The following is a 23,562-nucleotide window of genomic DNA, read 5'->3' on the forward strand; positions in this document are numbered from 1 at the left end:
CGCGGTGATCTCGCCGCCATGGATATGCGCGATTGGAATGTTGAGGAGCGTCGCGGCAACGGCAGCGGCCAGCACTTCGTAGCGGTCGCCGAGCACGACGAGAAGGTCGGGTGCGAGCTTTGGCAGTGCCTCGGCAAAACCGCTGACGCCGATGCCGGTGCCGCGCGCGATCGTTTCGGCGCGATCGTCGTCGAGGGCGAGATCGATCTTCGCAGCAATCGGAAAGCCGTCGGCCTCGATGATCTTCCAGGTCTCGCCGAAGCGCGGCACGAGATGCATGCCGCAGGCGATCACGCTCAGCGTGACGTCATCGGCTGCCTTGAGCCGCGCCAAAATGCCCCGCAGCAGGCCGTAGTCGGCGCGCGAGCCGGTGACGACGGCGATGCGGCGGCGTGCGCTCATGCGGGCTTCCGCCAGGGCGAAGCATCGAGCATCCCGTGCTCGATGACGTAGGAGGCGTAGGCGAGGTCGGCCGCGCTCTCGATCTCGATCGAGTGCATGCGGTCCATCATGATGCCGTAGCTCGCGGACGGGTCGGCGTAGATCTTGCGATGCTTGCGCATCGCGTCCCAGCCGACGAGATAGAGCGCGCCGTTCATGGTGACTTCGATCGGCTGGTCCTGCCGCCGCTGGCCTGACAAATTGAGCATCTTGGTGACGATTCCACCGATCGAGCCATCCGCGCCAAGCGTTCCGACGAAGACGGAGGATACTTCTGTCTCGCGCATGCCGACGACAAGGGATGCGCGACGCGCCTTGAACAGTTCGACCGCTTCATCGAAATGCTCCGGCCGTGCGAACGGAGAAGAGGGCTCCAGCAGCATGATCGCGTCGTAGCGCCGTCCCTCGTTGGCCTCGATCCAGTCCATGGCGTGAAGAACGACATCGTTCGATGAGGCTGTATCGGTAGCCAATTCGGGCGGACGCTCGAACAGGACTTCAGCACCGTGGCGTGCTGCTTCGGCGCGGATCTCAGGGCTGTCGCTTGAGACGATAAGGCGTGTGCAATAGCGGGATTGTCGCGCCGCCCGAGCCTTGTAGCCAATGAGGCTGAGACCGTCGATTTCGCGCAAATTCTTTCCCGGCAGGCCCTTCGAACCGCCGCGGCCGACCAGTAGGAACAGTATCTGCATTTGACGTGCAACCTCTTCGACAGCCATGGGTGCTAGCGGCTAGCGCGTTGCGCGCGGAAACAGGTCGGGAGAAGGGATTCTGCGCCGTGTTCGTTGCTTTTACCAATCTACTCGACTAAGACAACCACGAAGTTGGCAGGCAAATTTGACCGCTGGTGAGCGACCAACGATGGATTCCCGAGCGCTGATAATCGCGGAAGCTGGTGTGAACCACAATGGGGATCGCGCGCGCGCGCTTGATCTGGTGAAGGCCGCCAAGCGGGCCGGCGCCGACGTCGTGAAATTCCAGTCGTTCCGGGCTGAGAAGCTGGCCACCGCCAGCGCGTCCAAAGCGAACTATCAGCAAGTGACGACAGGCAGCGAGCAATCGCAACTCGACATGCTGCGTGGATTGCAGCTCACGGAAGACGATGAAGAGGTCGTCGCGGCTGCGTGCGCCGCCGCCGGGATTGAATACCTGTCGACACCCTTCGACCCTGACAGTGCGACCAATCTCGTCCGACGGGTTGGTATGCGCCGGATCAAGATTGGTTCGGGTGATCTCACAAACGCGCCGCTTCTACTGCACGTGGCGCGCTTCAATCTGCCCATCATCCTGTCGACCGGCATGGCCACGCTTTCCGAGGTCGAACGTGCGCTGGGCGTCATCGCGTACGGCTACCTGCGAGGCGCGGCAGCGCAGCCGAGCCTCGCCGATTTCTCCGAAATATTGCTCGATCGCAAGACCTGGACGGAGTTGAGGAAGAAGGTGACGCTGCTCCATTGTACGACCGAGTATCCGGCGGAGGCGCAGTCGATCAATCTGCGTGCGATGGCCACCTTGACGAACGCTTTCGATCTTCCGGTCGGATTTTCGGACCACAGCCGTGGAATTCACATCGCATCAGCGGCCGCAGCCCTCGGCGCGTCCGTCATCGAGAAGCATCTCACGCTTGATCGAAACCTGCCGGGGCCGGATCATCGCGCGTCGATCGAGCCTGACGAATTCGCCGCCATGGTCCAGTCGATCCGGGACGTCGAGTTGGCGCTCGGCGATGGACGTAAGGTTCCTGCTCCGGAAGAGTTGGCCAATCGGAATATCGCTCGACGGAGCCTTGTGGCAGCCAGAGCCATTGCGCGTGGAGAGAAATTTACGCCGGACAATATCGCCGTGAAGCGGCCCGGGACCGGCATGGCGCCTGAGCACTATTGGGACCTTCTGGGCCAGGTAGCCGATCGCGCCTATGCCGAGGACGAGTCTGTCGGCAGAGTAATCTGAATCCGGCTCACGCTTGCGAGGGAATCGATGGAAAGCGTCGTGCTCCTGACGAAGAACGACGAATGGTGCGAGAAGGCCGGGATCTTTGCCCGCCTTGTTTTCGGGGAGCGGCTCGTCTGGCTCCGGGGGGCGGTAGGAGATCCCTTTCCCCAGGAAGCATTGGGGCGATCATCCCATCTTATTTCGTTTCTCTCGCCATGGATCGTACCAAAGCGAGCGCTTGAAGCCGCGGGAACTTCCATCAATTTTCATCCCGCCTCGCGCGACTATCCGGGGATCGGCTGTTATAATTTTTGTCTCTACGAAGGCGCTGCCGAGTACGGCGCGATCTGCCATCACATGGTCGAGAAGGTCGATCGTGGCAAAATCATCGAGGAGCGGCGGTTTCCCGTGCTTGCGGGCGAGACGGTCGAAACGTTGAAGTTCAGAACCATGATCGTGATGCTCGCGCTCTACCACGACATCGTGACCTCGATTGCGAGCGGGCGCCCGTTGCCGGAGGATACCGGTTCATGGCCGCGGCAGCCCTTCACGCGTGCCCAACTCAATGACCTCTGCACGATCTTGCCTGGCATGTCGCGGGAGGAGATAGACCGGCGGGTGCGCGCCACCACCTATCCCGGACGTCCGGGACCCAAAGTGTCGCTCGCCGGAGTTGAATTCACGTATGACGTTCCAAACCGCAAACCGCTTGCCTAAGTCATGAGATCGCTGTCCAATCATTGCGTGGCTGAGGAGACGTCCATTCTGGACACGATCCGGGTCATCGGCGAAGGCAGTCTGCAAATGGCGCTCGTCTGCCGCGACGGCAGGCTGCTCGGAACGGCGACGGATGGCGATATTCGACGTGCGATCCTGGCGTCCGTGCCGTTGAGCACTCCGATTGCGGAGGTGATGAATAGATCGCCGATCACCGCGCCTGTGGGTACGACGGATCCTGCCGCGCTCAAGCTGATGCGCCGCCATTCCATTCATCAATTGCCGATCATAGACGCCGCGGGCGTTGTTCTCGACGTCAAGCTGATTGACGACCTCGCGCTGGCTCAACGCTCGGATCATTGGGTCGTGCTGATGGCCGGCGGCCTCGGCTCGCGGCTGAAGCCGTTGACGGACGACATCCCGAAGCCGCTGATCCGCGTCGGCGACAAGCCGATCCTGGAAACCGTGCTCGGCGGCTTCGTGAAGGCCGGCTTCGGCAAGTTCTTCATCTCGGTGAACTACAAGGCCGACATGATCCGCGACTATTTCGGCGACGGTTCGGCCTGGGGCGTGGACATCAGCTATCTCCAGGAGAACGAGCGGCTGGGCACCGCCGGCGCGCTGTCGCTGCTGCCGGAGCGGCCGACGCAACCGTTCTTCGTCATGAACGGCGATCTGCTGACGACTGTGAATTTCGAGCAGATGCTGAAATATCATCGCGAGCATCAGGCCTTCTCGACGGTCTGCGTGCGCGAGCATTCGGTGACCGTGCCGTTCGGGGTGATCGATTTCGACGACCATCGCCTGCTCGGAATCCGCGAGAAGCCGACGCAGAAGTTCTTCGTCAATGCTGGTGTCTATCTGCTCGATCCCGCCGTGCTCGATCATCTCGGCGCCAACGAAGCCGTGGACATGCCGACGCTGATCGAGCGCACCATCGCCAAGGGCAAGCCGTCGGTCGTCTTCCCGTTGCGGGAATACTGGATCGACGTCGGCCGGCTCGACGATCTGCAGCGTGCCTCCGACGAATTCCAGAGGATCTTTGGATGAGCAGCGAACGTTCGCTCCGCGAGATGATGTCGCTCGACGGCCGGGTCGCCGTCATCACCGGCGGCGCCGGCCATATCGGCCGCGCGATTGCGAGCGGCCTTGCCGAGCTCGGTGCCAGCATCGCGCTGGTCGATATCGCGGCGTCAGCAGGCACCGAAGCGGCGGCCAAGCTGACTGCGAGTCACTCGGTCGAGGCCGCCATGTTCGACTGCGATTTCGAGCAGGGCGATGCGGTGAAGGATCTGCCGCGGCGGGTGCGGGAGGCTTTTGGCGGCTTCGACATCATCGTCAATTGCGCGGCCTTTGTCGGCACCAGCGGGCTCGAGGGCTGGGCTGTGCCGTTCGAGCGGCAGTCCGATGCGACCTGGCGGCGGGCGATCGAGGTCAATCTCACCGCGCCTTTCGTCCTGATCCAGGCTGCGGCCGAGGATTTGGCCAAATCGGGCCATGGCAGTGTGATCAATATTTCCTCCATCTACGGCCTCGCCGGGCCCGACTGGCGGCTCTACGAGGGGACCACGCTTGGGAACCCTGCCGCCTATGCCGCCAGCAAGGGCGGGCTGATCCAGATGACGCGATGGCTGGCCACCACCATGGCGCCGAAGGTGCGCGTCAATGCGGTGGCGCCGGGCGGTGTCTTCAGGGCGACGCCGGAGCCGTTTTTGAGCCGCTATGTGGCCCGGACGCCGCTTGCACGCATGGCAAGCGAGGACGATATGAAGGGCGCTGTGGCCTATCTGGCCAGCGACCTGTCTGCATACGTGACCGGACAGTGCATCGCGGTCGACGGGGGGTGGACGGCGTGGTAAGCCGACAGCAAATCATGCAATCGCGAGAATCTCCGAAATGTTGAGCTGTAGCAAATGCTTATTGCCGGAAACGGCGGAGGCCACATCGTTCGACGAAGCCGGTTCGTGCAGCGTTTGCCGTCAGATCGAAGTCCGTGACACCGAGATCAATTGGGACGAGCGCCATAACCAGATGATGGAACTGGTCGCGCAATACCGCGACAAGGGCCTGTACGACTGCATCGTGCCCTATTCCGGCGGCAAGGACAGCGTCTTCCAGCTCTGGTACGTCGTCAAGAAACTCGGCCTGAAGCCGTTGGTAGTGCGTTTCGACCACTGGTTCTATCGTCCGCTGATCGAAGAAAACAACACCAGCGTGTTCAAGCAGCTCGGCGTCGATGTGCTGAACTTCACGCCGAACTGGCATGTGGTGCGTGAGCTGATGCTGGAATCGCTGAAGCGCCGCGGCGACTTCTGCTGGCACTGCCACACCGGCATCTACGCCCATACCATGCAGATCGCGATCCGCTACGAGACGCCGCTGTTGTTCTGGGGCGAGAGTCTCGCCGAATACCAGTCGTTCTATTCCTATGACGAGATGGAAGAGGTCGACGAGAAACGCTTCAACCGCGCCATGAATCTCGGCATCACCGCCGACGACATGTACGAATTTCTCGGAGGTCGCGTCGCCAAGCGCGACCTCTATCCGTTCGTCTATCCGCCGCGCAAGGAGCTGATGCGGATCAAGTGCCGTTCGATCTGCCTCGGCAGCTACATCAAGTGGGACACCAGGAAGCACGTCGAGATCATCAAGCGCGAGCTCGGCTGGAAGGGCCAGGAGGTCGAGGGCGTCCCGCCGGAGTACGACTACGAGAAGATCGAGTGCTTCTTCCAGGGCGTGCGCGACTATCTGAAATACATCAAGCGCGGCATGGGGCGGACCAACCACCTCGCCAATGTCGACATCCGCAACAAGCGCATGACTCGCGAGCAGGGCGAGGCGCTGGTGCGCGAGTTCGATGGCAAGCGCCCGCCGAGCCTCGATCTGTTCCTCGACTATCTCAATCTGACCGAGGAGCAGTTCTTGGGCATCGCGATCAAGCACGAGGTCAGCCCGTGGCAGTTCTCGCCGAACACGGTCGAACCGGGCCGCCGCATGCCCGACATGGACAAGTGGAATAACACCCGGGTGCCGTGGCCGAACCATCCGGGTGTCGAGATTGGCGGCGGCAAGGGCTAGACGAGGGTCGATGGCGGCGCGATGATCGTGCCGCGGGGGAGCAGGCGATGTCAGGCGTAGCGATCGTCGATTACGGCATCAATAATGTGCGCTCGGTGAAGAACGCCGTCGAATATTGCGGCTTCGATCCGGTGGTGACCCATGACGCCGATGCCATTGCCGATGCTTCCCATGTCATCCTGCCCGGTGTCGGCGCGTTTGGCGATGCCATGAGCAACATCCGCGCCCGCGGCATTGACGAGATGCTCGAGCGCCATGTCCGCGAGAAGGGCAAGCCGTTCCTCGCGGTATGCCTCGGTATGCAGCTCCTCGCCAATAGTTCCGAGGAGCATGCCGACGACGGCGTGACCCATCGCGGGCTCGGCTGGTTCGATGCCGACGTGCTGCGGCTGATGCCGAACGATCCCGCGCTGAAAATCCCGCATATGGGCTGGAACATGGTGGCAAAGGAACGCAACCATCCGATCCTCGCCAACATCCGCGAGAGCAATCTGGCGTTCTATTTCGTGCACTCCTTCGCCATGCGCTGCAGGGATGCCGACGACGTGGTCGGCTACGCGCAATACGGCCAGCCGGTGACTGCGATTATCGCACGCGACAACATCGCCGCCACCCAGTTCCATCCCGAGAAGAGCCAGGATACCGGGATCGAGCTGATGAGCAATTTCCTGCGCTGGAATCCCTGACGTCGATGCTGAAGAAGCGCCTGATCCCAAAATTCCTGCTGCGCGATGGCAGGCTTGTCAAATATGTCCGCTTCTTCGAGAACGAGCGTGCCGCCGGCAACCCGGTGACGACGGCCAAGGTCTACAACGACTACGGCGTCGATGAGCTGATCGTGCTCGACATCGTGCCGAGCGCGGCCTCGCGCGGCCGCGTCGTCGACATCATCGAGCGGATGTCGGAAGAGATTTTTATGCCCTTCACCGTCGGCGGCGGGGTCAAGACGCTCGACGACGTCAACATGCTGCTGCGCGCCGGCGCCGACAAGGTGTCGGTGAATTCGGAGGCCGTGCGGCGTCCGGAGTTTCTGCGCGAGGCGGCGCGCACCTTCGGCGACCAGTGCATGACGGTATCGATCGACTACAAGAGGATCAGCCCGAACCACGCCAGCGTGTTCATCGACGGCGGCCGCGAGCACGTCGCGCTCGACCCGATCGAATGGGCGCAGCGCTGCGAGGATCTGCATTGCGGTGAGGTGCTGCTCGGCTCGATCGACCGTGACGGCACCATGAGCGGCTACGACCTCGATCTGATCCACAAGGCGGCAAACGTCCTCAGCGTGCCTCTGATCGTGTCCGGCGGCTGCGGTTCGCTCCAGCACGCGATCGACGCGCTGGAGGCCGGTGCGTCGGCGGTCGCGATCTCCTCGATGTTCCTGTTCACCGACCACAGTCCGATCAAGCTGCGCAGCCATCTGTTCTCGCGCGGCCTCGACGTGCGCGCCAGCTTCTCAAGCAGGAACTAGCACCGTGCAGCTCTCGCTTCAGCGCAATGACCTTGCCTCCTACGTGCGCAAGCAACTCGAGCACCTGTTTCCCGATGGTGCCGACCTCGTCGATCTGCCGAAATTCGTCGATCTCGCGCTTGACCGGGTCGAGCACTGCTTCTCGCGCGTGAGACTGAAGGGCTTTTCCGTCAACGGCGAGGCGAGGTTCTCGCACCTCCACTCGGACCAGTATGCGATCTTCCTCTACTACCTGTCGAATAGCGTGTTTCGCGAACGGCCCGGCCATCCCATTGCTGACAAGGCCTACGTCCTGAACAAGGCGCTACACGCGTGGGATGCCTTCTACGAGGTGGTGCTGCCCGACGTGTTCGCCGTTCAGCACCCGGTCGGCACCGTGCTCGGGCGCGCAAACTACTCAGACTACTTCATCTGCTATCACAACTGTACGGTTGGGGCTAATCTCGACAACGTCTATCCCTCGTTTGGCCGCGGCGTTGTGATGTACGGCGGCAGTCGGATCATCGGGCAGACGTCGGTGGGCGACAATTCGTTCGTGTCGACCGGCGCAATCGTCATCGACGGCGGAATGCTTGAAGCCGACAGCATCCTGCACGGCATCTATCCGAACGCGCGCCGCTCACGCACCGCCCGCAACGTCGTCCGTGACATCTTCGGCGTCTGAGCCGACTCAGGTCAGCCGCTTGAACCCGGAATGGGCCACCGGTCCCCGCAGGAGCTGCCGGACCGCCTTCTGGTCGATGGCGCTACGCAGCTCGCGAAAGATCACGTTCACCGCCTCCAGATAACGGTCGATTTGCGCGTCCGTATGTGCCCACGTGGCGTAGAACGATGCGTTGGCCAGGATGCCGCGGTCGAGCATCATCTGCGTGAACAGGGTGCGAGCCTCCTGTCCTTCCGGCAAGTCGATCGCGAAATGCCCGAGCGGCGCGATACCGGAGACGTTGACCGGCAGGCTGGCCTCGCGCGCGGCATCCGCCCAGCCATCTTGCACGCGCTTGCCGATGCGCATCAGATGCTTATGAACGTTCAACTCGCGATGCTTGCGTAGGGTCGCAAGCGCAGCAACCGGGCCGACGCGTTCAGTCCAGGCCGTCGAGCTGATGAAGGTCTCCTGGGCCGCATCCATGACCGAGGCGCGTCCGAGGATTGCCGCCATCGGAAATCCGTTCGAGATCGCCTTGGCGAACACCGCAATGTCGGGATCGACGCCATAGGCAAGATGCGCGCCGCCGGAGTTAATGCGGAAGCCCGATGTCACCTCGTCGAACACCAACACCGCGCCGCAGCGGTCGGCGAGGGTGCGAACGCCCTTGATGAAGTCGGTGTCGGGCTCGCTGCTGCGCACTGGCTCCATGACGATCGCGGCGAGCCGCTCGCCATGGGCGGCGACGATGGCCTCGATCTCGTCGAGCTTGTTATAGTGGAAGGGATGCATCAGGCCGGCGAGACCGCGCGGCACGCCCTTGGTGTCGAGGCCCGGCAGCAAATGGCCGTCGAGCGCGGTGGTCTCGCCGAGATTGGCGCTGAGATACCAATCGTGCCAGCCGTGATAGCCGCAGAACGCCACCATGTCGCGACCGGTTGCCGCACGCGCGATACGAATCGAGATCGCCATCGCCTCACCCCCGGCGCGGCCGAAGCGGACCATGTCGGCCCATGGATGCTGTTCGATCAGGAGTTCCGCGAGTTCGATGTCCTCGGCACAATTCAGCGTCGACATCGAGCCCAGATCGATCGCGGCCTTCACCGCAGCGTTGACGTCGGGGTCCGCAAATCCGAGTACGGTCGCGCCGATGCCGCAGAAGCTCATATCCAAATAGGTCTTGCCGTCGAGGTCCGTGACCTCGGCGCCCTTGGCCGATTTGTAGTAGGTCGGCCACTGCTCAGGCAGGAACATTTCTGGCCGCTTCGAGAGCAATTGCGTTCCGCCGGGCATGACCTTGCGCGCGCGTCGGTAAAGCGTTTGGCCGGTGCTCGACATTGGATTCTCCTGCGCGGAAAGCAAATGGTGGATAGCGCAAGCCCTCCAGTCAAGCAAGGTGCCCGGCAGGAGGGCCTGCATGCTTGAAATCGGCGCGGGATGCTGCAAGACAGGTCGGCGCCTGATCATGGGTGTGGGGATGGGGACCGTTATGGACGCTTCGAGGCGCGACCGCCGCTTTGCTGTCTCGGGCGTCATTGTTCTAGCGGCGGTCCTCGTCGCCTGGCTCGTCCTCTCCGTGATCGCGGTGACGCGGCAGGGCACCTGGCCCGACGAGGCGATCTACATCATCAAGGCATGGCGCTATGTCAGCGGCGCGGTGAAGCCCTACAGCGCTGCCGATGCGACCTGGTATCAGCCGCTGCTGTTCTACTGGCTTGGCGGTTGGCAGTGGATCGTCGGCCACGATATCGTGACCTCGCGCGTACTCTCGCTGCTGCTCACGGCTGTCAACATCGCGCTGTTGTCGGCCTTCCTGCACCGGCTCGGCTGCACGATCTGGCCGATCGCGCTTGCAGTCGTCGTTTATGCGCTGACCGAAGACGGCATCTTCTACCTCAACAGCGCGACGCCCTACACCTATGCTGTCTGCCTGGAGCTCATCGCGTTGCATCTCATGCTCGCGATGGAGCGGCGTGCGAATTATCCGCTCGCGATCGGTCTCGGTATCGTCCTGACGATGGTCTATCTGCTGCGGATCAATCTGGTGTCGTTCATCGCGTTCAGTCTCGCGATCGTCTGGGTGCGGGCCGGGCCCGATCGCTGGCGCGTTTATGCCGTGACGGTCGGGATCTTTCTCGTCGCCTGGGGAGCGCTGGCGTGGTTGTGGGGCAGCCGTTTCGTCTATGTGTCGCTATGGGTTCCCATGGTGACGGATTTCCTGGTCAGGATCGGTCTGCTGCCGCAGCTCTTCCCGAATGCCTTTGGCTTCAGCCATACGGTGACGATCGAACTGGTGCCGACGCCGACGCTATATGCGTTGCTGCGGTACGCCTTTGGCTGGGAGATGTGGCGGGACTGGATGCTGGCGCATCACCTGCTGCCGATGGCAGGTGTGGTGCTGGCCGCGCTGGTTGCCATGGTGCCGCGGATTGCAAATCGTGGCTGGATGCTGCTGTTCGTCGTGACCTTTGGCGGCATGTTGGTATTTCATCATCTGGGTGCTCAGACCTATTGCCCGATCTGCATCCAGGCCTATGCCAACTATTTTGACTATCTTGGTGCGCTGGCAGCCGGTCTCGCGGTGCATGGCCTGTTGCAACGCTTTCCCTCCGCACCCGCCGCGCGCGCCTTCGCGGTAGTGTTGATCCCGGCTGCTGTCGTCACCGCGGCGGTGCAGTCCTGGAGCCTGACCGGCGTCAACCGGCTGCCGTCGATCCGGCATGGCGCGGACCCGCTGCCGCAGGAGGTCAAGGACATCAGCGCCGCGTTCACGCAAACGCTGCCTGCCGGTGCCTCGGTCAGCATGATCGGTCTCGATCCGCGGATTCCACTGGCCCTCGAGCAAGCCGGTATCAGGATTCCAGCGGTGGATCTCGGCGTCGCCTCGTATTACCGGCAGCTCAAGCCCGGCCTGACGTCCGAGCAGCAGGCGCTGACGATTCGGGAGCTCGAGGATCTGTCGACCTGGACCGACGCGACTGCAAGGCGCTGGATGGCTGATGAATATGATTGGCTCATCGTGCAGCGGGCTCCCTCGAAATTCCCATCGTGGCTGATCTGGGCGCCCGAAGCTCCGCTGGTCAAGACCGGTCTTGCGGCCTGTTTCGAGCCGGCCGGAATCCACAAGTTCGATGCGTTCACACCGCCGCTTGCCTTCGAGCTCTACAAGCGCGTTCGTCGTGGCAGCATCTGCCTTGGTGAGTGACGCATTCTAGCGGCGTGTTACGCCATCGAGGTCGCAGACGACCTCGCGATAGCGGGCGAGCGCGACATCCTCGCGATATTTTTCGGCAATGCCGGCGGCGCGAACGCCCTTGTCCATGGTGGCTTTCCGATCGCGCGCCGCCTCGCGGATGGCGCGCGCAAGCTCGGCGGGATTTTCCGGCGGGACCACCCATCCGATCGCCTCTTCCCCGAGCACGAGCGCGCCTTCCGAATTCGCTTCCGAGGTGACGACCACCGGCCGGCCGACGGCGAGGATGTTATAGAGGCGGCTCGGGATCGAGACCCCTGCGATATGCCGGCGATAGGGGATCACCCAGAGATCGGCAGCCGCGAGGAAATCGACGAGCTCGTCTTCGGGCACGGGTTTCAGGATCGTGACGTTCTCGAGCCGGTCCCTGGCATAGAGGTCGTTGAGTGCGGCCCAGCCGACGCCCCAGCCGGACAGAACGAAATGAATGTCCTTCTCGTGCCGCAACAGGCGGGCCGCCTCGAAGACCGTTGCGGGATCGTGGGTGAAGCCGAGATTCCCTGAGAGGCCGACGATGAATCGCGACGCATCCGGCGCGCGGAAGCGGCTCGCCGGATCGACCTTGCGATACCCGATCGGGATCAGCGCCCAGTTCGGAATGAAGCGAAGCTGGTCCGCCGTGACCCCCCGATATTTCTCGATCAGCGGCGGCACGTCGCGTCCGATCACGACGATCGCATCGAGGCGCCGGAACAGGAGCGTGTTAGCAAAGCGGATCAGCCGGACCGCGAGCGAGTTGGAGCGAACCATGCCGGCCGCCTCGAGCGCCTCGGGATAGAGGTCGTAGATCAGGAGCATGGTCTTTGCACCGCGCAGGCGGGCTGCGAGCAGCACGGTGTAGGGCAGCGTGAACGGCGTCGTGACGCAGAACACGATGTCTTCGGACCTTGCCCTCCGCAGCACCGAGAAGAACATCTGCGCCGCCAGCAGGCAGATCGCCGCCGCGCGCTGGACGATCGCCGACTTGCGCGGATTCCAGCTCCTGAGTTCGACGACTTCAGGCTTGCCGGGTTGACCGGCCGCGCGGGAGCCCGGCGTCGCCGAGATTACGACGACCTCCCGATCGTTCGCGAGGCTCTTGGCGATCTTGCCGACATAGACGGCCGTCGTAGTCGCGTCTGGCGGATAGAACTGGGCCGCGATGATCAGTCTTGCGGGAGTAGCCATGTGCGAGCGCAATCCTCGCCGGTCAGGCGTGAGGCCGTGAAAGCCCTTTGGCCTGGCTCTCCGCCAGATACGCTGCATAGGCGTGGCGGATGCCGTCTTCCAGCGACGTCTTCGCGCGCCAGCCGAGCTTTGCAAGGCGGCCGATGTCGAGCAGCTTGCGCGGCGTGCCGTCGGGGCGCGTCGTGTCGAAGGAGATCTCGCCGCGATAGCCGACGGTGGCGGCGACCATGCGGGCGAATTCGGCGATGGTGATGTCCTCGCCGGTGCCGACATTGACGAGGTCGGGGCTCGAATAGGTCTTCATCAGGTGGACGCAGGCGTCCGCCATGTCGTCGACATAGAGAAATTCGCGCCGCGGCGTACCGGTGCCCCAGACTACGACGTTATCAGCCCCCGAGAGTTTTGCCTCATGGAAGCGGCGGATCAGGGCTGCGACGACGTGGCTGTATTCGGGATGATAGTTGTCGCCGGGGCCGTAGAGATTGGTCGGCATCACACTGATGAAGTCGCTGCCATACTGGCTGCGATAGGCTTCCGCCATCTTGATGCCGGCGATTTTTGCGATCGCATAGGGCTCGTTGGTCTCTTCGAGCTGCCCGGTCAGCATCGAATCCTCGCGCAACGGCTGGGCCGCGAGTTTGGGATAGATGCAGGAGGAACCCAGAAACATCAGCTTCTCCGCGCCATTCTGATGCGCGGCGTGGATGACGTTGGCAGCGATCGCGATGTTCTCGTAGATGAACTCGGCGCGCAGCGTGTTGTTGGCGACGATGCCGCCGACCTTGGCGGCGGCCAGGAAGATCACCTGCGGCCGCGTCTTCGCGAACCAATCGAACACCGCGGCCTGATTGCAGAGATCGACCTCGCTGCGGCTCACGGTGATGAGCTTGACGTCCTCCCGCGTGAGCCGGCGCACGAGCGCACTGCCGACCATGCCGCGATGGCCGGCGACATAGACCGTCTTGCCCTTCAGCTCAAACGGAGTGCTTGCCATGGGCGATCTCCCGCTTGGCCTCGGCCAGATCGCTCGCCATCATCTCCTGCACGAGCTGGGCAAATGTCCGCTTCGGCTTCCACCCAAGCTCCTTGCGGGCCTTGCTGGCGTCGCCGATGAGGAGGTCGACCTCGGTGGGACGGAAATAGGTCGGGTCGATGCGCACCACCGTCTTGCCGCTCTTCTTGTCGATGCCGCTCTCCTCGACGCCCTTGCCGCGCCACTCGATCTGGCGGCCGACTTCGGCAAAGGACAGCTCGACCATCTCGCGGACCGAGCGGGTCTCGCCGGTCGCGAGCACGAAATCGTCGGGCTTCTCCGCCTGCAGGATCATGTGCATGCCCTCGACATAGTCCTTGGCATGGCCCCAGTCGCGCTTGGCCTCGAGATTGCCGAGATAGAGCGTGTCCTCGATCCCGAGCTCGATGCGGGCGACGCCGCGGGTGATCTTGCGGGTCACGAAGGTCTCGCCGCGGATCGGGCTCTCGTGATTGAACAGGATGCCGTTCGAGGCGAACATGCCGTAGGCTTCGCGGTAGTTCACGGTGATCCAGTAGCCGTAGAGCTTTGCCACGCCGTAGGGCGAGCGCGGATAGAACGGCGTGGTCTCCTTCTGCGGGACCTCCTGGACGAGGCCGTAGAGCTCCGAAGTGGACGCCTGGTAGAAGCGCGTCTCCTTCTCCATGCCGAGGATGCGGATCGCCTCCAGGAGCCGCAGCACGCCGATCCCATCGGCGTTTGCGGTGTATTCCGGGCTCTCGAAGCTCACGGCCACATGGCTCTGGGCGGCGAGATTGTAGATCTCGGTCGGCCTGATCTGCTGCATGAGCCGGATCAGGTTGGTTGAATCAGTCATGTCGCCATAGTGCATCAGGAACGGGACGTTATCCCGGTGCGGATCCTGGTAGAGATGGTCGACGCGCGCGGTGTTGAAGGAAGATGACCTCCGCTTGATGCCGTGCACGACATAGCCGAGAGACAGCAGATGTTCGGCAAGATAGGCGCCGTCCTGTCCGGTTACGCCGGTAATCAGGGCAACACGCTGTTGGGAGGTTTGAGCAGTCATAGCTATTTCCAGGCCACCGGCTTCTGATTGACGGGGTTGGGTATCCTACTTTTCTCGGCCTGTCTTGTTTTCCAGTGGGATGTGATTGTCAAGGCAAGATCCCTGCGTATTCAAGGAGTTACAGCTTCGATTGAAGAAGGCTGCCAGCGTGAGGCAGGGCCTCCGGGACGAATCCATCGGTTCCGGCTGCGCCTCAGCCGAGCTTCAGCGCCTCGCGCACAAAGGTCGCGAGGTTGCCGTCCCGAAACAGCAGGGCGCGGATGCCAGCTGCGCGCGCAGCCTCCAGGTCGCGTTCCTGATCCCCGATCAGGAAGCTCCTGTCGGCCGCGACCGGAAAGCGCTTCATCAGGTCGGTGATCATGCCGGGTCCGGGCTTGCGCCGGTCGGTGTCGCGACGATAGCGCGCGATCGGGGCCTCGGGATGATCGGGGCAATATTCGAACGCATCGATATGCGCGCCGACTGCGTCAAGCTCGTCCGCCATCCAGCGGTGGAGGGCTTGTACATCGCTTTCTTCATAGAAGCCGCGGGCGACACCGGACTGGTTGGTGACGACGAAGGCGAAATAGCCGGCCTCGTTCACCAGCCTGACCGCCTCGCGCGCGCCGTCCATCCATTCGAACTTGCTGGCCTCGAACAGGAAGCCGACGTCGCGATTGAGGACGCCGTCGCGGTCGAAGAACACGGCCGGGCGTGTCGAGATCGTCATCATGAGGTGCCGCAATAAATTGTCTTGCAGCCCTGTTCACCGTCCCAAGGGCGACTTGTCAAGGATGTCGGCGAATCCCGGCCTGTCCCTCTGCCTTACGTCGGCTCCGTCATCATCATGGTGACGACCAGCCTGCGCCCGCTCCGCACCATGCCGCCACGATGAATGCCGAACGGATCGAACAAGACGGCGTCACCCTGATCGCTGGTGACGCGCCACTCATTGTCCAAAATGGCATCGGCATATTCATTGCCGGCCGGCAGGTCGACGCCGAACGCTGCCTTGCGCTGCAGGAATTTTGGCAGCGCGTTGAAGAGCCGGCGGTTATACGGCTTGGTCCAGGACAGGCCGGCATAATCATTGGCGCGGCGGATCAGGCCGTCCCAGAATTTGCGGCTCGCGCGATGCGTTCCCCGGACATAGGTGAAAGGGCCGTTGTCGGGACCGACCTCGCTCACATAGACGATGAACTTGAGGAGATTGTAGGTCGCATCGACGTGGCAATAGTCGCAGGGCGAGTCGGCGACGCCGACGTCGCGAAAATGATTGGCCCAGAATGCATCGGTCGGGTCGTTGATCTGCGGCACCACATGGGCGACCGCCACGGGACGATCGAGATAGGCGCTCGCGGCATCGACGACGCCAAGCTCGGAGGCGAGTTGGTTGAAATAGGTGTAGACCTCGGGGAAGACATCCTTGTCGAGCCACAGCCGCGTCTCGTCAAAGTGGCGCTGGTCCGGCGTTTTTTGCGCAAGCCGCGCTTCGAGCGTGCGGTAGTGCGGGGCGAGCAGGTCTCTAATCCGGCCGAGCTGTTCCGCCGACAGGCGGAAACCGGCGATGCCGTCGCGATTCAGCGTGTTCAATACGCTGGTCCCGGCCGCCGTCGCGGGATCCGCGGCCCGGCGCGTCAGCCGCCGCAGCTTCTGTGTCGCCATGAGCCGCAAGTAAGTCGGCGAGCGCCGGAACAGCTCGGCGATCTTGTGCGACTTGTCCTTCGGACGCGGCAGGTGCTCGTAATCGGCCATCAAACGGGCCGCGATGATGGCCAAGCCGGATGCGAACTGGGCCAGCGCGGCCGCGCGTTCGCGAAGGCCAGGCTTCGGGAAGGCCGTGCCGTAGGCGGGGTGATGCGGATAGTCGATGACCGGCAAGTGATCGTACGAATACGGGTGCGATGTCATGGCGCCGCCTTTGCGATGAACCGCTGTTTTGTTTCGGACGGCAGGCGTGACTCGTCATTGACGTCGATCAATGACGAGCCCGCAGTTCCAAAAGTTTGATCGAAATGGTGCCTAGCGCTCGTCGGCGATGACCTTGCCGTCGTTCGGCAGCGCGCCCGGGCCGACCAACTCGACGCCGCCGCCGAGCTTGGTCACGGCGCGCAATGTGGCCGCGATCTCCTCGCGCAGCGCCTCGCTCGACGTCGATGTCTCCGCCTTCAACGTCATCGCGTCGGTCTCGCCCTGGCGGGAGACGACGAGGCGCAGTCGGCCCAGCGCAGGATGGCGCTTGGCGATGTCGGCGACCTGCTCGGGGCGCACGAACATGCCCTTGACCTTGGTGGTCTGGTCGGCGCGGCCCATCCAGCCCTTGATGCGCATATGGGTGCGGCCGCATGGGCTCGTGCCCGGTAACGCCGCGGTGAGATCGCCGAGCGCGAGCCGGATCCAGGGATGGTGCGGATCGAGCGAGGTCACCACGATCTCGCCGACGTCGCCCGGCGCCACGGGATCGCCGGTGCCGGGTTTGACGATCTCCAGGATCAGGTCCTCGTTGACGACCATGCCTTCGCGCGCAGCAGTCTCGAACGCGATGATGCCGAGATCCGCGGTGCCAAAGGCCTGGTAGGCGTCGATGCCGCGCGACTTGATCTCGGCCTGGAGCGATGGCGGAAAGGCCGCGCCGGAGACCAGCGCGCGCTTGATCGAGGAGACGTCGCGCCCGGCGCTGGCGGCTGCATCGAGCAAAATCTTCAAGAAGTCCGGCGTGCCGCTGTATCCGATGGGCCTATAAGCCTCGATCAGCTCGAATTGCTGCTCCGTGTTGCCGGGGCCTGCGGGGATCACGGCGCAGCCGAGCGCGCGCGCCGAGGAATCGAAGATGAAACCGCCGGGAGTGAGGTGGTAGCTGAACGTGTTGAGCACGACGTCGCCGGGCCGGAAGCCGGCGGCGTAAAGCGCCCGCGCGCCGCGCCAGGGATCGTCCTGCCGTCCCTCCGGTTCGAAGATCGGTCCCGGCGAGGTGAACAGGCGCGCAAACGATCCGGGCGGGTGCGCCACGAAGCCGCCGAACGGCGCGGATGCCTTGTGCAGGGCCGGGAGTTCCGACTTGCGCAGCACGGGCAGGGCGGCCAGCGCCTCGCGGGACGTCACGGTAGCCGGATCGAGGCCCTTCATGCGCTCAGCATAGGTGGGGGCGGCCATCGCACTTCTGAGGACGTTGGGCAGCCGCGCGAACAAATCGGCCTCGCGCGCGGCCGGATCGCGCGTCTCAAGAGCGTCGTAATAGGCAGTCATGGCTGGTCCTCAAGAGGTTTGCATCCGTTGCACGCCGCGTCGCGCGTGCTATCAGACGGCACTTGCTCTGGAATGGAGATGACGGGATGGCCGGCGAACCGATCAACGCGGCGGAAGATGCCGCCGGCGTCGTCGCCCGATTGAAGCAGCGGATGATCGAGCACGCGCTGCCGCTGTGGTCGGGCGAAGGCTGGGACAAATCCTCCGGCGGCTTCATCGACCGGCTGCATCAGGACGGCACGGCAGACCGCGCCGCGCCGCGACGTGTGTTCGTGCAGGCGCGCCAGATCTGGTGCTACGCCAAGGCCGCGCAGATGGGCTGGTATCCGGACGGCCGGGCCATTGCGCTCAGAGGCCTCGAGCACCTGCTCGCGAAGGCCAAGGCACCCGACGGGAAGCCGGGCTACGTTCACCGGCTGATGCCCGATGGCGCGGTGCTGGACGCGCGCCGCGATGCCTACGACCATGCCTTCATCCTGCTCGCGCTTGCGACCGTCTATGCGCTGGACCAGGATGCGCAGGTGCGCACCGAGATCGATGCACTGCTCGGCTTCCTCGACGGCCACCTGCGCTCGCCGCATGGCGGCGTCCACGAAGGCCTGCCGGTGTCGATGCCGCGGCGGCAGAACCCGCAGATGCATCTGTTCGAGGCCATGATCGCGTGCTTTGACGCGACCCACGATCTGTCGTTCCAGAACCGCGCCGGCGAATTTTTTGCGCTGTTTCTCGCCAATCTCTACGACAAGCAGAAACGCGCGCTCGGCGAATATTTCGAGGAGGACTGGTCCAGGATCGAGCCGGTCAGCGTCGAGCCCGGGCATCAGGCGGAATGGGCCTGGCTGCTGAAGGGGTTTGAACGCATCACGGGATGTCCGACCGGGCAGCGGCGGGGCGAACTCCTCGAAACCGCGCTGCGCTATCGCGATACCACCGGCTGCGTGGTCGACGAGGGCGACGTCGCCGGCAATATCAGGCGCGCTACGCGGCGGCTGTGGCCGCAGACCGAGATGGCGAAGGCGTGGATCGCGCAGGCCGAAGGCGGCGAAGCCGGCGCGGCCGACGAGGCGCGCGCGGCGCTGGTGCGGCTCGAACGTCACTACCTCAGCCATCCCGTTGCGGGCGGCTGGTACGATCAGTTCGACCGCGACGGAAACTCGCTGGTCGAGACCATTCCTGCGTCGTCGTTCTACCATGTTCTCTGTGCGGTCACGGAAGCCGAGCAGGTGCTCAGCTAGCGAACCTGCTCCGATGCGTTCGAGAGGCTACAGCCACCGCTTGCGCCGCTTAAAACTCTTGAGGTTCTTGAAGCTCTTGCGCTGGTCGCCGGCGCCGCCGAGGTAGAACTCCTTGACGTCCTCGTTGTCGCGCAGCTCGTCGGCGGTGCCGTCGAGCACGACCTTGCCCTGCTCCATGATGTAGCCGTGGCTCGCAACCGAGAGCGCTGCGCGGGCGTTCTGCTCGACGAGGAGAATAGTGACGCCAAGGTCGCGGTTGATCTTCTTGATGATCGCAAAAACCTCTTTGACGAGCAGCGGCGACAGGCCCATCGAAGGTTCGTCCATCAAGATCATCTTCGGGCGTGCCATCAGGGCGCGGCCGATCGCGAGCATCTGCTGCTCACCGCCGGAGAGATAGCCGGCGAGGCCCGTGCGCTCCTTCAGGCGCGGGAAATAGTTGAAGACCATGTCGAGATCGGCATCGACGTTGCGATCGCTGCGGGTGAAGGCGCCGAGCTTGAGGTTTTCGAGCGACGTCATGTCGGCGACGATGCGCCGGCCCTCCATCACCTGGAAGATGCCGCGGCGGACGATCTTGTCCGGTTCGATGCCGTTGATCCGCTCGCCGTCGAACAGGATCTCGCCGCGCGTGACCTCGCCGTCCTCGGTCTTGAGCAGCCCCGAGATCGCCTTCAGCGTCGTCGACTTGCCGGCGCCGTTGGCCCCCAGCAGTGCCACGATCGCGCCCTTGGGCACTTCGAGGCTCAAGCCGCGCAGCACCAGGATGACGTCGTCATAGACGACCTCGATGTTGCGCACGTTGAGCAGCGGCGTGGTAGCGGCGCTGGGGGAGGGGCGGATGGCGTCGGCGGTTTGGGTCATGTTTCATCACTCTCCACTGTCGTCGCCCGGGTTGACCGGGCGACCCAGTATTCCAGAGGCGCCGGAGATTCACCCGAGAAGCTGCGGCGTACTGGATCCCCCGCCTTCGCGGGGGATGACGTCGTGTGTGGTTGGTATGCTAGCGCTTACCTCACCACCCCAGCCATTCCGGCTTGCGCGGCAGCTCCACGGTCTTGACCTTCTCGAGCTTGATCGTGCCCTTGGTCATGAGGTCGTTGAGATCGCCGTCGGTCGCGCCGGAAACCTTGGTGCGATAGAGATCGACCTTGAGCGTGCCGCGATGGTCCTTGTCGGTCCAGGTCGAGGCGTTGCAGACGCCGTCCATGCCTGCCGGCACCCAGTCCTTCTTCTGGTAAAAGCCCTTGGCGACGTTCTCGCCCGTGGTGCCGCCGTTCTTGGCGGCCCAGTCGAGCGCTTCCCTGGTGTAGAGCGCGCTGCAGACGCCTGCGATGTAGTGCACGGGGCGATACGCCTTGCCGCTCGCATCCGACATCTTGGAGATTTCCATCACCGTCTTCATGCCCGGCGCGTTGCCGCCCCAGGTCACCGCGGTGCGCAGCGGGAACACGACGCCGTCGGCGGCATCGGCCGCGGTCTTGGCGGCGTTCTCGTCCATGCCCCAGACGTTGCCGAGGAACTGCACGTCGACGCCGGCAGTCTTGCAGGCCTTCAGCACCGAGATGTTGGAGGCCGCGGTGTTGCCGAGATAGGCGTAGTTGGCGCCCGACGATTTCAGGCTGATGCACTGCGCACTGTAGTCGCCGGGGGTGAGCGCGAACACGATCGGCGGCAACACCTCGAAGCCGAGTTCGTTGGCAATTGCCTCACCGGCAGCCTTCGGCGCGTTGGGATAGGGGTGGTTGCCGCCCATGTGGACGAACTTCGGCTTGCCGGGCTTGCCCTTGGCCTTCCAGTCTTCGGCGGCCCAGGTCACCAATGCGCGCATCGCGTCCGAGTAGCTCGGGCCATAGAAGAAGTTGTAGGGCGCGGGCTTTGCCTTGCCGCTGACGCCTTCCGGATCGGTCAGTGCGGCAGCGTAGGAGGCGGAGACGTAAGGAATCTTGTCCTGCGCGACGAAGCCGGTCAGCGCCTCGGTGTCCGCGGTGCCCCAGCCCATGATCGCCGCGACCTTGGTGTCGGGCGCCGACCATTTCTTGTACAGCGCGATCGCACGCGGCACCTGGTAGCCGTAGTCGTTGCTGTCCAGGGTGACCTGCTTGCCACCGATACCGCCGTTCTTGTTGATCCAGGCGAAGGTGTCGGCGACGGCTTGGCCGTAGGGCGTGCCGACGTCCGAGGTCGCGCCGGAATAGTCGGCGAGATGGCCGACCGCGATCTGCGCCTGCGCGGGCGCCGCGAAGGCTGCGACCGCAAACGCGAGCGAAGCAGTGCTCAAAAGGGCTTTGGTCTTCATCGGTTGGTTCCTCCTGTTATCGTTTTCGTGAAGTAGCCCGCGCTCAATGCGAGAACGGGTAGAGTTTCCAGTACGCCTTGATCTGTCGCCAGCGATGCGCGAGCCCGTCAGGCTCGAACATCAGGAACGCGATGATGATGAGCCCGATCGCGATCTCGCGCAGGAAGGTGATGTTGGTGTTGAGCGACAGCGCGTTGTCGATGACGCCGCCCTTGAGCTGGTGGCTCAGCCACTCCATCGATTCCGGCAGCAGCACGACGAAGGCGGTACCCATCAGCGTGCCCATGATCGAGCCGGTGCCGCCGATGATGATCGTCGCGAGGAACAGGATCGAGCGTTCGATGCCAAAGCCCTCCTGCGAGACCACCTGCTGGTAATGCGCATAGAGCGCGCCTGCGATGCCGGCGAAGAAGGCGGCGAGCGCGAACGACAGCGTGCGGTATTTCGTCAGGTTGATGCCCATGATTTCGGCAGAGAGGTAGTGGTCGCGGATCGCCACCAGCGCACGTCCGTCGCGCGTGCGCATCAGATTGGTGACGAGGATGTAGCTCGCAATCACATAAGCCAGCACGACGTAGAAATATTGCCTGTCGCCTCGCAAGGTGAAGCCGAAGATCGAGAACGGATTGGCGCTGGCCGGCACCGAGCCGCCGGTGAACCATTCTGCGCGGGAGAAGAAGTCGAGCAAAATGTATTGCGCGGCGAGCGTCGCGATGACGAGATAGAGGCCCTTCAGCCGCGCCGCCGGAATGCCGAAGATCAGCCCGACCAGCGCGGTGATGACACCGGCGAGCGGAATCGCGAAGAACACCGGGATCGACGCGTTGTTCGAGATATAGGCGGACGTGAACGCGCCGAGCAGGAAGAAGGCGGCGTGGCCGATCGAGATCTGGCCGGTGAAGCCGACCAGGATGTTGAGGCCGAGCGCGGCAATCGAGAAGATGCCGATCTGGATCAGGATGCTCAGCCAATAGCCGCTGAAGAATTGCGGCGCAAGGCAGAGCAAGAGCACGCCGGCGATCGCAAAGTTGCGGCTGGTCGTGGTCGGGAAGATCGTGGTGTCAGCCGCGTAAGAAGTGCGGAAATCACCAGCAGGGATAAGGGCAGGGCCGGCCATGGTCAGATCCGTTCGATGTCGTGAGTGCCGAACAGGCCGTACGGCTTGATCATCAGCACGATGATGAGGACGTAGAACGGCGCGATCTCATAGAGATTGCCCCAGTGCAGATATTCGCTGTCGACATATTGGGCGATATTCTCGAGCAGCCCGATGATGATGCCGCCGAGCACGGCGCCGCCGACGGAGTCGAGACCACCGAGGATCGCCGCAGGAAACACCTTGATGCCGTAGGCGGCGAGGCCCGACGACACGCCGTTGACGACGGCGACGACCACGCCCGCGACCGCCGACACCGTGGCCGAGATCGCCCAGGCCATCGCGAACACGCTCTTGACGGAGATGCCGAGCGATTGCGCGACCTGCTGGTTGAATGCGGTGGCGCGCATCGCGAGGCCGTATTTCGAGGCGCGGAAGAACCAGGCCATGCCGATCATCATCGCGACCGACACGACGAGGCTCATGACATAGACGGTCTGGATCTGGAGGCCGAACAAATTGACGGCCTGGCTTTCGAACACCCGCGGGAACGGCTGCGGGTTGACGCCGAACATCCATTTCAGCGCGGCCTGGAACACGGTGGAGAGGCCGATCGTCACCATGATGACGGAGATGATGGGCTCGCCGATCATGGGCCGGAGGATCAGGACCTGGATCGCGATGCCGAAGACGAACATGAAGACCAGCGTCATCGGCATGCCGATCCAGAACGGCACTTGGTATTTTGCGAGCAGCGTCCAGCACACCCAGGCGCCGACCAGCAGCAATTCACCTTGCGCAAAGTTGACGACCTGCGTCGCCTTGTAGATCAGCACGAATGACATCGCGACCACGCCATAGAGCGTGCCGACCACGAGGCCGTTGACCAGGAGCTGGATGAGGAAGGCGGTGTTCATGTTATGCTATCCTTCGCCTCTCCCCGCT

At 63.4% G+C, this 23,562-nt stretch carries 23 protein-coding genes; 10 read left to right on the forward strand and 13 right to left on the reverse strand.

Going from position 1 to position 23,562, the window contains the following annotated elements; genetic code table 11:
• Both C2U70_RS14405 and C2U70_RS14410 read right to left on the reverse strand, forming a co-directional pair.
• Positions 1-402: UDP-N-acetylglucosamine 2-epimerase (locus C2U70_RS14405; RefSeq protein ID WP_186294260.1), on the reverse strand; the 402-nt coding region annotated here is incomplete at its 3' end.
• Positions 399-1,133, reverse strand: a complete 735-nt coding sequence (locus C2U70_RS14410; RefSeq protein WP_186294261.1) for an acylneuraminate cytidylyltransferase family protein — start codon at positions 1,131-1,133, stop codon at positions 399-401. The genes C2U70_RS14405 and C2U70_RS14410, both read right to left, overlap by 4 nt.
• A gap of 169 nt (positions 1,134-1,302) precedes the next feature.
• Here C2U70_RS14410 and neuB point away from each other — a divergent pair, with 169 nt between their 5' ends.
• The 8 genes from neuB to C2U70_RS14450 are packed head-to-tail and all read left to right on the forward strand — an operon-like array spanning position 1,303 to position 8,300.
• Positions 1,303-2,391, forward strand: a complete 1,089-nt coding sequence (neuB, locus tag C2U70_RS14415; protein ID WP_140978860.1) for an N-acetylneuraminate synthase — start codon at positions 1,303-1,305, stop codon at positions 2,389-2,391.
• Between the two features lie 27 nt (positions 2,392-2,418).
• Positions 2,419-3,090: a formyltransferase family protein gene (locus tag C2U70_RS14420; protein WP_140978862.1), complete on the forward strand. Its 672-nt coding sequence runs from the start codon at positions 2,419-2,421 to the stop codon at positions 3,088-3,090.
• Positions 3,091-3,117: 27 nt separating this feature from the next.
• Positions 3,118-4,140, forward strand: a complete 1,023-nt coding sequence (locus C2U70_RS14425) for a nucleotidyltransferase family protein (RefSeq protein ID WP_246666751.1) — start codon at positions 3,118-3,120, stop codon at positions 4,138-4,140.
• Positions 4,137-4,949 carry an SDR family oxidoreductase gene (locus C2U70_RS14430; RefSeq protein WP_140978865.1) on the forward strand — a complete coding sequence of 271 codons (813 nt, stop codon included), beginning with the start codon at positions 4,137-4,139 and terminating at the stop codon, positions 4,947-4,949. Before C2U70_RS14425 ends, C2U70_RS14430 begins: the two co-directional genes overlap by 4 nt.
• A 37-nt stretch (positions 4,950-4,986) precedes the next feature.
• Entirely contained in the window at positions 4,987-6,168 is a 1,182-nt protein-coding gene (locus tag C2U70_RS14435) for an N-acetyl sugar amidotransferase (protein ID WP_140978867.1), read from the forward strand.
• A 47-nt stretch (positions 6,169-6,215) separates the two neighbouring features.
• A complete protein-coding gene (gene hisH, locus C2U70_RS14440; RefSeq protein ID WP_140978869.1) occupies positions 6,216-6,854 on the forward strand; it encodes an imidazole glycerol phosphate synthase subunit HisH in 639 nt (212 codons plus the stop codon).
• A gap of 5 nt (positions 6,855-6,859) precedes the next feature.
• Positions 6,860-7,636, forward strand: coding sequence for an imidazole glycerol phosphate synthase cyclase subunit (locus tag C2U70_RS14445; protein ID WP_140978871.1), 777 nt, complete (start codon positions 6,860-6,862; stop codon positions 7,634-7,636).
• A 4-nt stretch (positions 7,637-7,640) separates the two neighbouring features.
• Entirely contained in the window at positions 7,641-8,300 is a 660-nt protein-coding gene (locus C2U70_RS14450) for a serine acetyltransferase (protein WP_140978873.1), read from the forward strand.
• Between the two features lie 6 nt (positions 8,301-8,306).
• On the opposite strand, the gene C2U70_RS14455 is transcribed toward C2U70_RS14450, so the two are convergent.
• A complete protein-coding gene (locus C2U70_RS14455) occupies positions 8,307-9,620 on the reverse strand; it encodes an aminotransferase class III-fold pyridoxal phosphate-dependent enzyme (protein WP_140978875.1) in 1,314 nt (437 codons plus the stop codon).
• Between the two features lie 151 nt (positions 9,621-9,771).
• Between C2U70_RS14455 and C2U70_RS14460 the strand changes: the two genes are divergently transcribed.
• Positions 9,772-11,487 (forward strand): hypothetical protein, encoded by a 1,716-nt coding sequence (locus C2U70_RS14460; protein ID WP_140978877.1) that lies wholly within the window; start codon positions 9,772-9,774, stop codon positions 11,485-11,487.
• Between the two features lie 6 nt (positions 11,488-11,493).
• Here C2U70_RS14460 and C2U70_RS14465 read toward each other — a convergent pair whose 3' ends face one another.
• From C2U70_RS14465 to C2U70_RS14490, 6 genes are all read right to left on the reverse strand, one after another.
• Positions 11,494-12,702, reverse strand: a complete 1,209-nt coding sequence (locus C2U70_RS14465; RefSeq protein WP_186294262.1) for a glycosyltransferase family 4 protein — start codon at positions 12,700-12,702, stop codon at positions 11,494-11,496.
• Positions 12,703-12,724: 22 nt separating this feature from the next.
• The gene (gene fcl / locus C2U70_RS14470) at positions 12,725-13,696 is read right to left on the reverse strand and encodes a GDP-L-fucose synthase (RefSeq protein WP_140978881.1); all 972 of its coding nucleotides are present in this window, start codon (positions 13,694-13,696) and stop codon (positions 12,725-12,727) included.
• Positions 13,677-14,762, reverse strand: coding sequence for a GDP-mannose 4,6-dehydratase (gmd, locus tag C2U70_RS14475; RefSeq protein WP_140978883.1), 1,086 nt, complete (start codon positions 14,760-14,762; stop codon positions 13,677-13,679). Before gmd ends, fcl begins: the two co-directional genes overlap by 20 nt.
• A 193-nt stretch (positions 14,763-14,955) precedes the next feature.
• Complete coding sequence (locus C2U70_RS14480; protein ID WP_140978885.1) at positions 14,956-15,474, reverse strand: D-glycero-alpha-D-manno-heptose-1,7-bisphosphate 7-phosphatase; 519 nt, start codon at positions 15,472-15,474, stop codon at positions 14,956-14,958.
• 92 nt (positions 15,475-15,566) lie between these two features.
• Entirely contained in the window at positions 15,567-16,652 is a 1,086-nt protein-coding gene (locus tag C2U70_RS14485; protein WP_140978887.1) for a phytanoyl-CoA dioxygenase family protein, read from the reverse strand.
• A 111-nt stretch (positions 16,653-16,763) separates the two neighbouring features.
• The gene (locus tag C2U70_RS14490; RefSeq protein ID WP_140978889.1) at positions 16,764-17,987 is read right to left on the reverse strand and encodes a phenylacetate--CoA ligase family protein; all 1,224 of its coding nucleotides are present in this window, start codon (positions 17,985-17,987) and stop codon (positions 16,764-16,766) included.
• 86 nt (positions 17,988-18,073) lie between these two features.
• Here C2U70_RS14490 and C2U70_RS14495 point away from each other — a divergent pair, with 86 nt between their 5' ends.
• Positions 18,074-19,222, forward strand: coding sequence for an AGE family epimerase/isomerase (locus tag C2U70_RS14495; RefSeq protein WP_140978891.1), 1,149 nt, complete (start codon positions 18,074-18,076; stop codon positions 19,220-19,222).
• Between the two features lie 27 nt (positions 19,223-19,249).
• On the opposite strand, the gene C2U70_RS14500 is transcribed toward C2U70_RS14495, so the two are convergent.
• From C2U70_RS14500 to C2U70_RS14515, 4 genes are all read right to left on the reverse strand, one after another.
• Complete coding sequence (locus C2U70_RS14500) at positions 19,250-20,086, reverse strand: ABC transporter ATP-binding protein (protein ID WP_140978893.1); 837 nt, start codon at positions 20,084-20,086, stop codon at positions 19,250-19,252.
• A gap of 151 nt (positions 20,087-20,237) precedes the next feature.
• Positions 20,238-21,521: an ABC transporter substrate-binding protein gene (locus C2U70_RS14505; protein WP_140978895.1), complete on the reverse strand. Its 1,284-nt coding sequence runs from the start codon at positions 21,519-21,521 to the stop codon at positions 20,238-20,240.
• Positions 21,522-21,564: 43 nt separating this feature from the next.
• Positions 21,565-22,638 (reverse strand): branched-chain amino acid ABC transporter permease, encoded by a 1,074-nt coding sequence (locus C2U70_RS14510; RefSeq protein ID WP_140978897.1) that lies wholly within the window; start codon positions 22,636-22,638, stop codon positions 21,565-21,567.
• A 2-nt stretch (positions 22,639-22,640) separates the two neighbouring features.
• Positions 22,641-23,534, reverse strand: coding sequence for a branched-chain amino acid ABC transporter permease (locus tag C2U70_RS14515; RefSeq protein ID WP_140978899.1), 894 nt, complete (start codon positions 23,532-23,534; stop codon positions 22,641-22,643).
• Between the last annotated feature and the right edge of the window lie 28 nt (positions 23,535-23,562).

This window comes from Bradyrhizobium guangdongense (assembly GCF_006483445.1).
GTDB lineage: Bacteria > Pseudomonadota > Alphaproteobacteria > Rhizobiales > Xanthobacteraceae > Bradyrhizobium > Bradyrhizobium guangdongense_A.

What these genes read in the sequence shown, in the direction of transcription:
- C2U70_RS14410 (WP_186294261.1), bottom strand. Translation starts at nt 1,133, where the DNA reads ATGCAGATACTGTTCCTACTGGTCGGCCGCGGCGGTTCGAAGGGCCTG.
- neuB (WP_140978860.1), top strand. Translation starts at nt 1,303, where the DNA reads ATGGATTCCCGAGCGCTGATAATCGCGGAAGCTGGTGTGAACCACAAT.
- C2U70_RS14420 (WP_140978862.1), top strand. Translation starts at nt 2,419, where the DNA reads ATGGAAAGCGTCGTGCTCCTGACGAAGAACGACGAATGGTGCGAGAAG.
- C2U70_RS14430 (WP_140978865.1), top strand. Translation starts at nt 4,137, where the DNA reads ATGAGCAGCGAACGTTCGCTCCGCGAGATGATGTCGCTCGACGGCCGG.
- C2U70_RS14435 (WP_140978867.1), top strand. Translation starts at nt 4,987, where the DNA reads ATGTTGAGCTGTAGCAAATGCTTATTGCCGGAAACGGCGGAGGCCACA.
- hisH (WP_140978869.1), top strand. Translation starts at nt 6,216, where the DNA reads ATGTCAGGCGTAGCGATCGTCGATTACGGCATCAATAATGTGCGCTCG.
- C2U70_RS14445 (WP_140978871.1), top strand. Translation starts at nt 6,860, where the DNA reads ATGCTGAAGAAGCGCCTGATCCCAAAATTCCTGCTGCGCGATGGCAGG.
- C2U70_RS14455 (WP_140978875.1), bottom strand. Translation starts at nt 9,620, where the DNA reads ATGTCGAGCACCGGCCAAACGCTTTACCGACGCGCGCGCAAGGTCATG.
- C2U70_RS14460 (WP_140978877.1), top strand. Translation starts at nt 9,772, where the DNA reads ATGGACGCTTCGAGGCGCGACCGCCGCTTTGCTGTCTCGGGCGTCATT.
- C2U70_RS14465 (WP_186294262.1), bottom strand. Translation starts at nt 12,702, where the DNA reads ATGGCTACTCCCGCAAGACTGATCATCGCGGCCCAGTTCTATCCGCCA.
- fcl (WP_140978881.1), bottom strand. Translation starts at nt 13,696, where the DNA reads ATGGCAAGCACTCCGTTTGAGCTGAAGGGCAAGACGGTCTATGTCGCC.
- gmd (WP_140978883.1), bottom strand. Translation starts at nt 14,762, where the DNA reads ATGACTGCTCAAACCTCCCAACAGCGTGTTGCCCTGATTACCGGCGTA.
- C2U70_RS14480 (WP_140978885.1), bottom strand. Translation starts at nt 15,474, where the DNA reads ATGATGACGATCTCGACACGCCCGGCCGTGTTCTTCGACCGCGACGGC.
- C2U70_RS14485 (WP_140978887.1), bottom strand. Translation starts at nt 16,652, where the DNA reads ATGACATCGCACCCGTATTCGTACGATCACTTGCCGGTCATCGACTAT.
- C2U70_RS14490 (WP_140978889.1), bottom strand. Translation starts at nt 17,987, where the DNA reads ATGACTGCCTATTACGACGCTCTTGAGACGCGCGATCCGGCCGCGCGC.
- C2U70_RS14495 (WP_140978891.1), top strand. Translation starts at nt 18,074, where the DNA reads ATGGCCGGCGAACCGATCAACGCGGCGGAAGATGCCGCCGGCGTCGTC.
- C2U70_RS14500 (WP_140978893.1), bottom strand. Translation starts at nt 20,086, where the DNA reads ATGACCCAAACCGCCGACGCCATCCGCCCCTCCCCCAGCGCCGCTACC.
- C2U70_RS14505 (WP_140978895.1), bottom strand. Translation starts at nt 21,521, where the DNA reads ATGAAGACCAAAGCCCTTTTGAGCACTGCTTCGCTCGCGTTTGCGGTC.
- C2U70_RS14510 (WP_140978897.1), bottom strand. Translation starts at nt 22,638, where the DNA reads ATGGCCGGCCCTGCCCTTATCCCTGCTGGTGATTTCCGCACTTCTTAC.
- C2U70_RS14515 (WP_140978899.1), bottom strand. Translation starts at nt 23,534, where the DNA reads ATGAACACCGCCTTCCTCATCCAGCTCCTGGTCAACGGCCTCGTGGTC.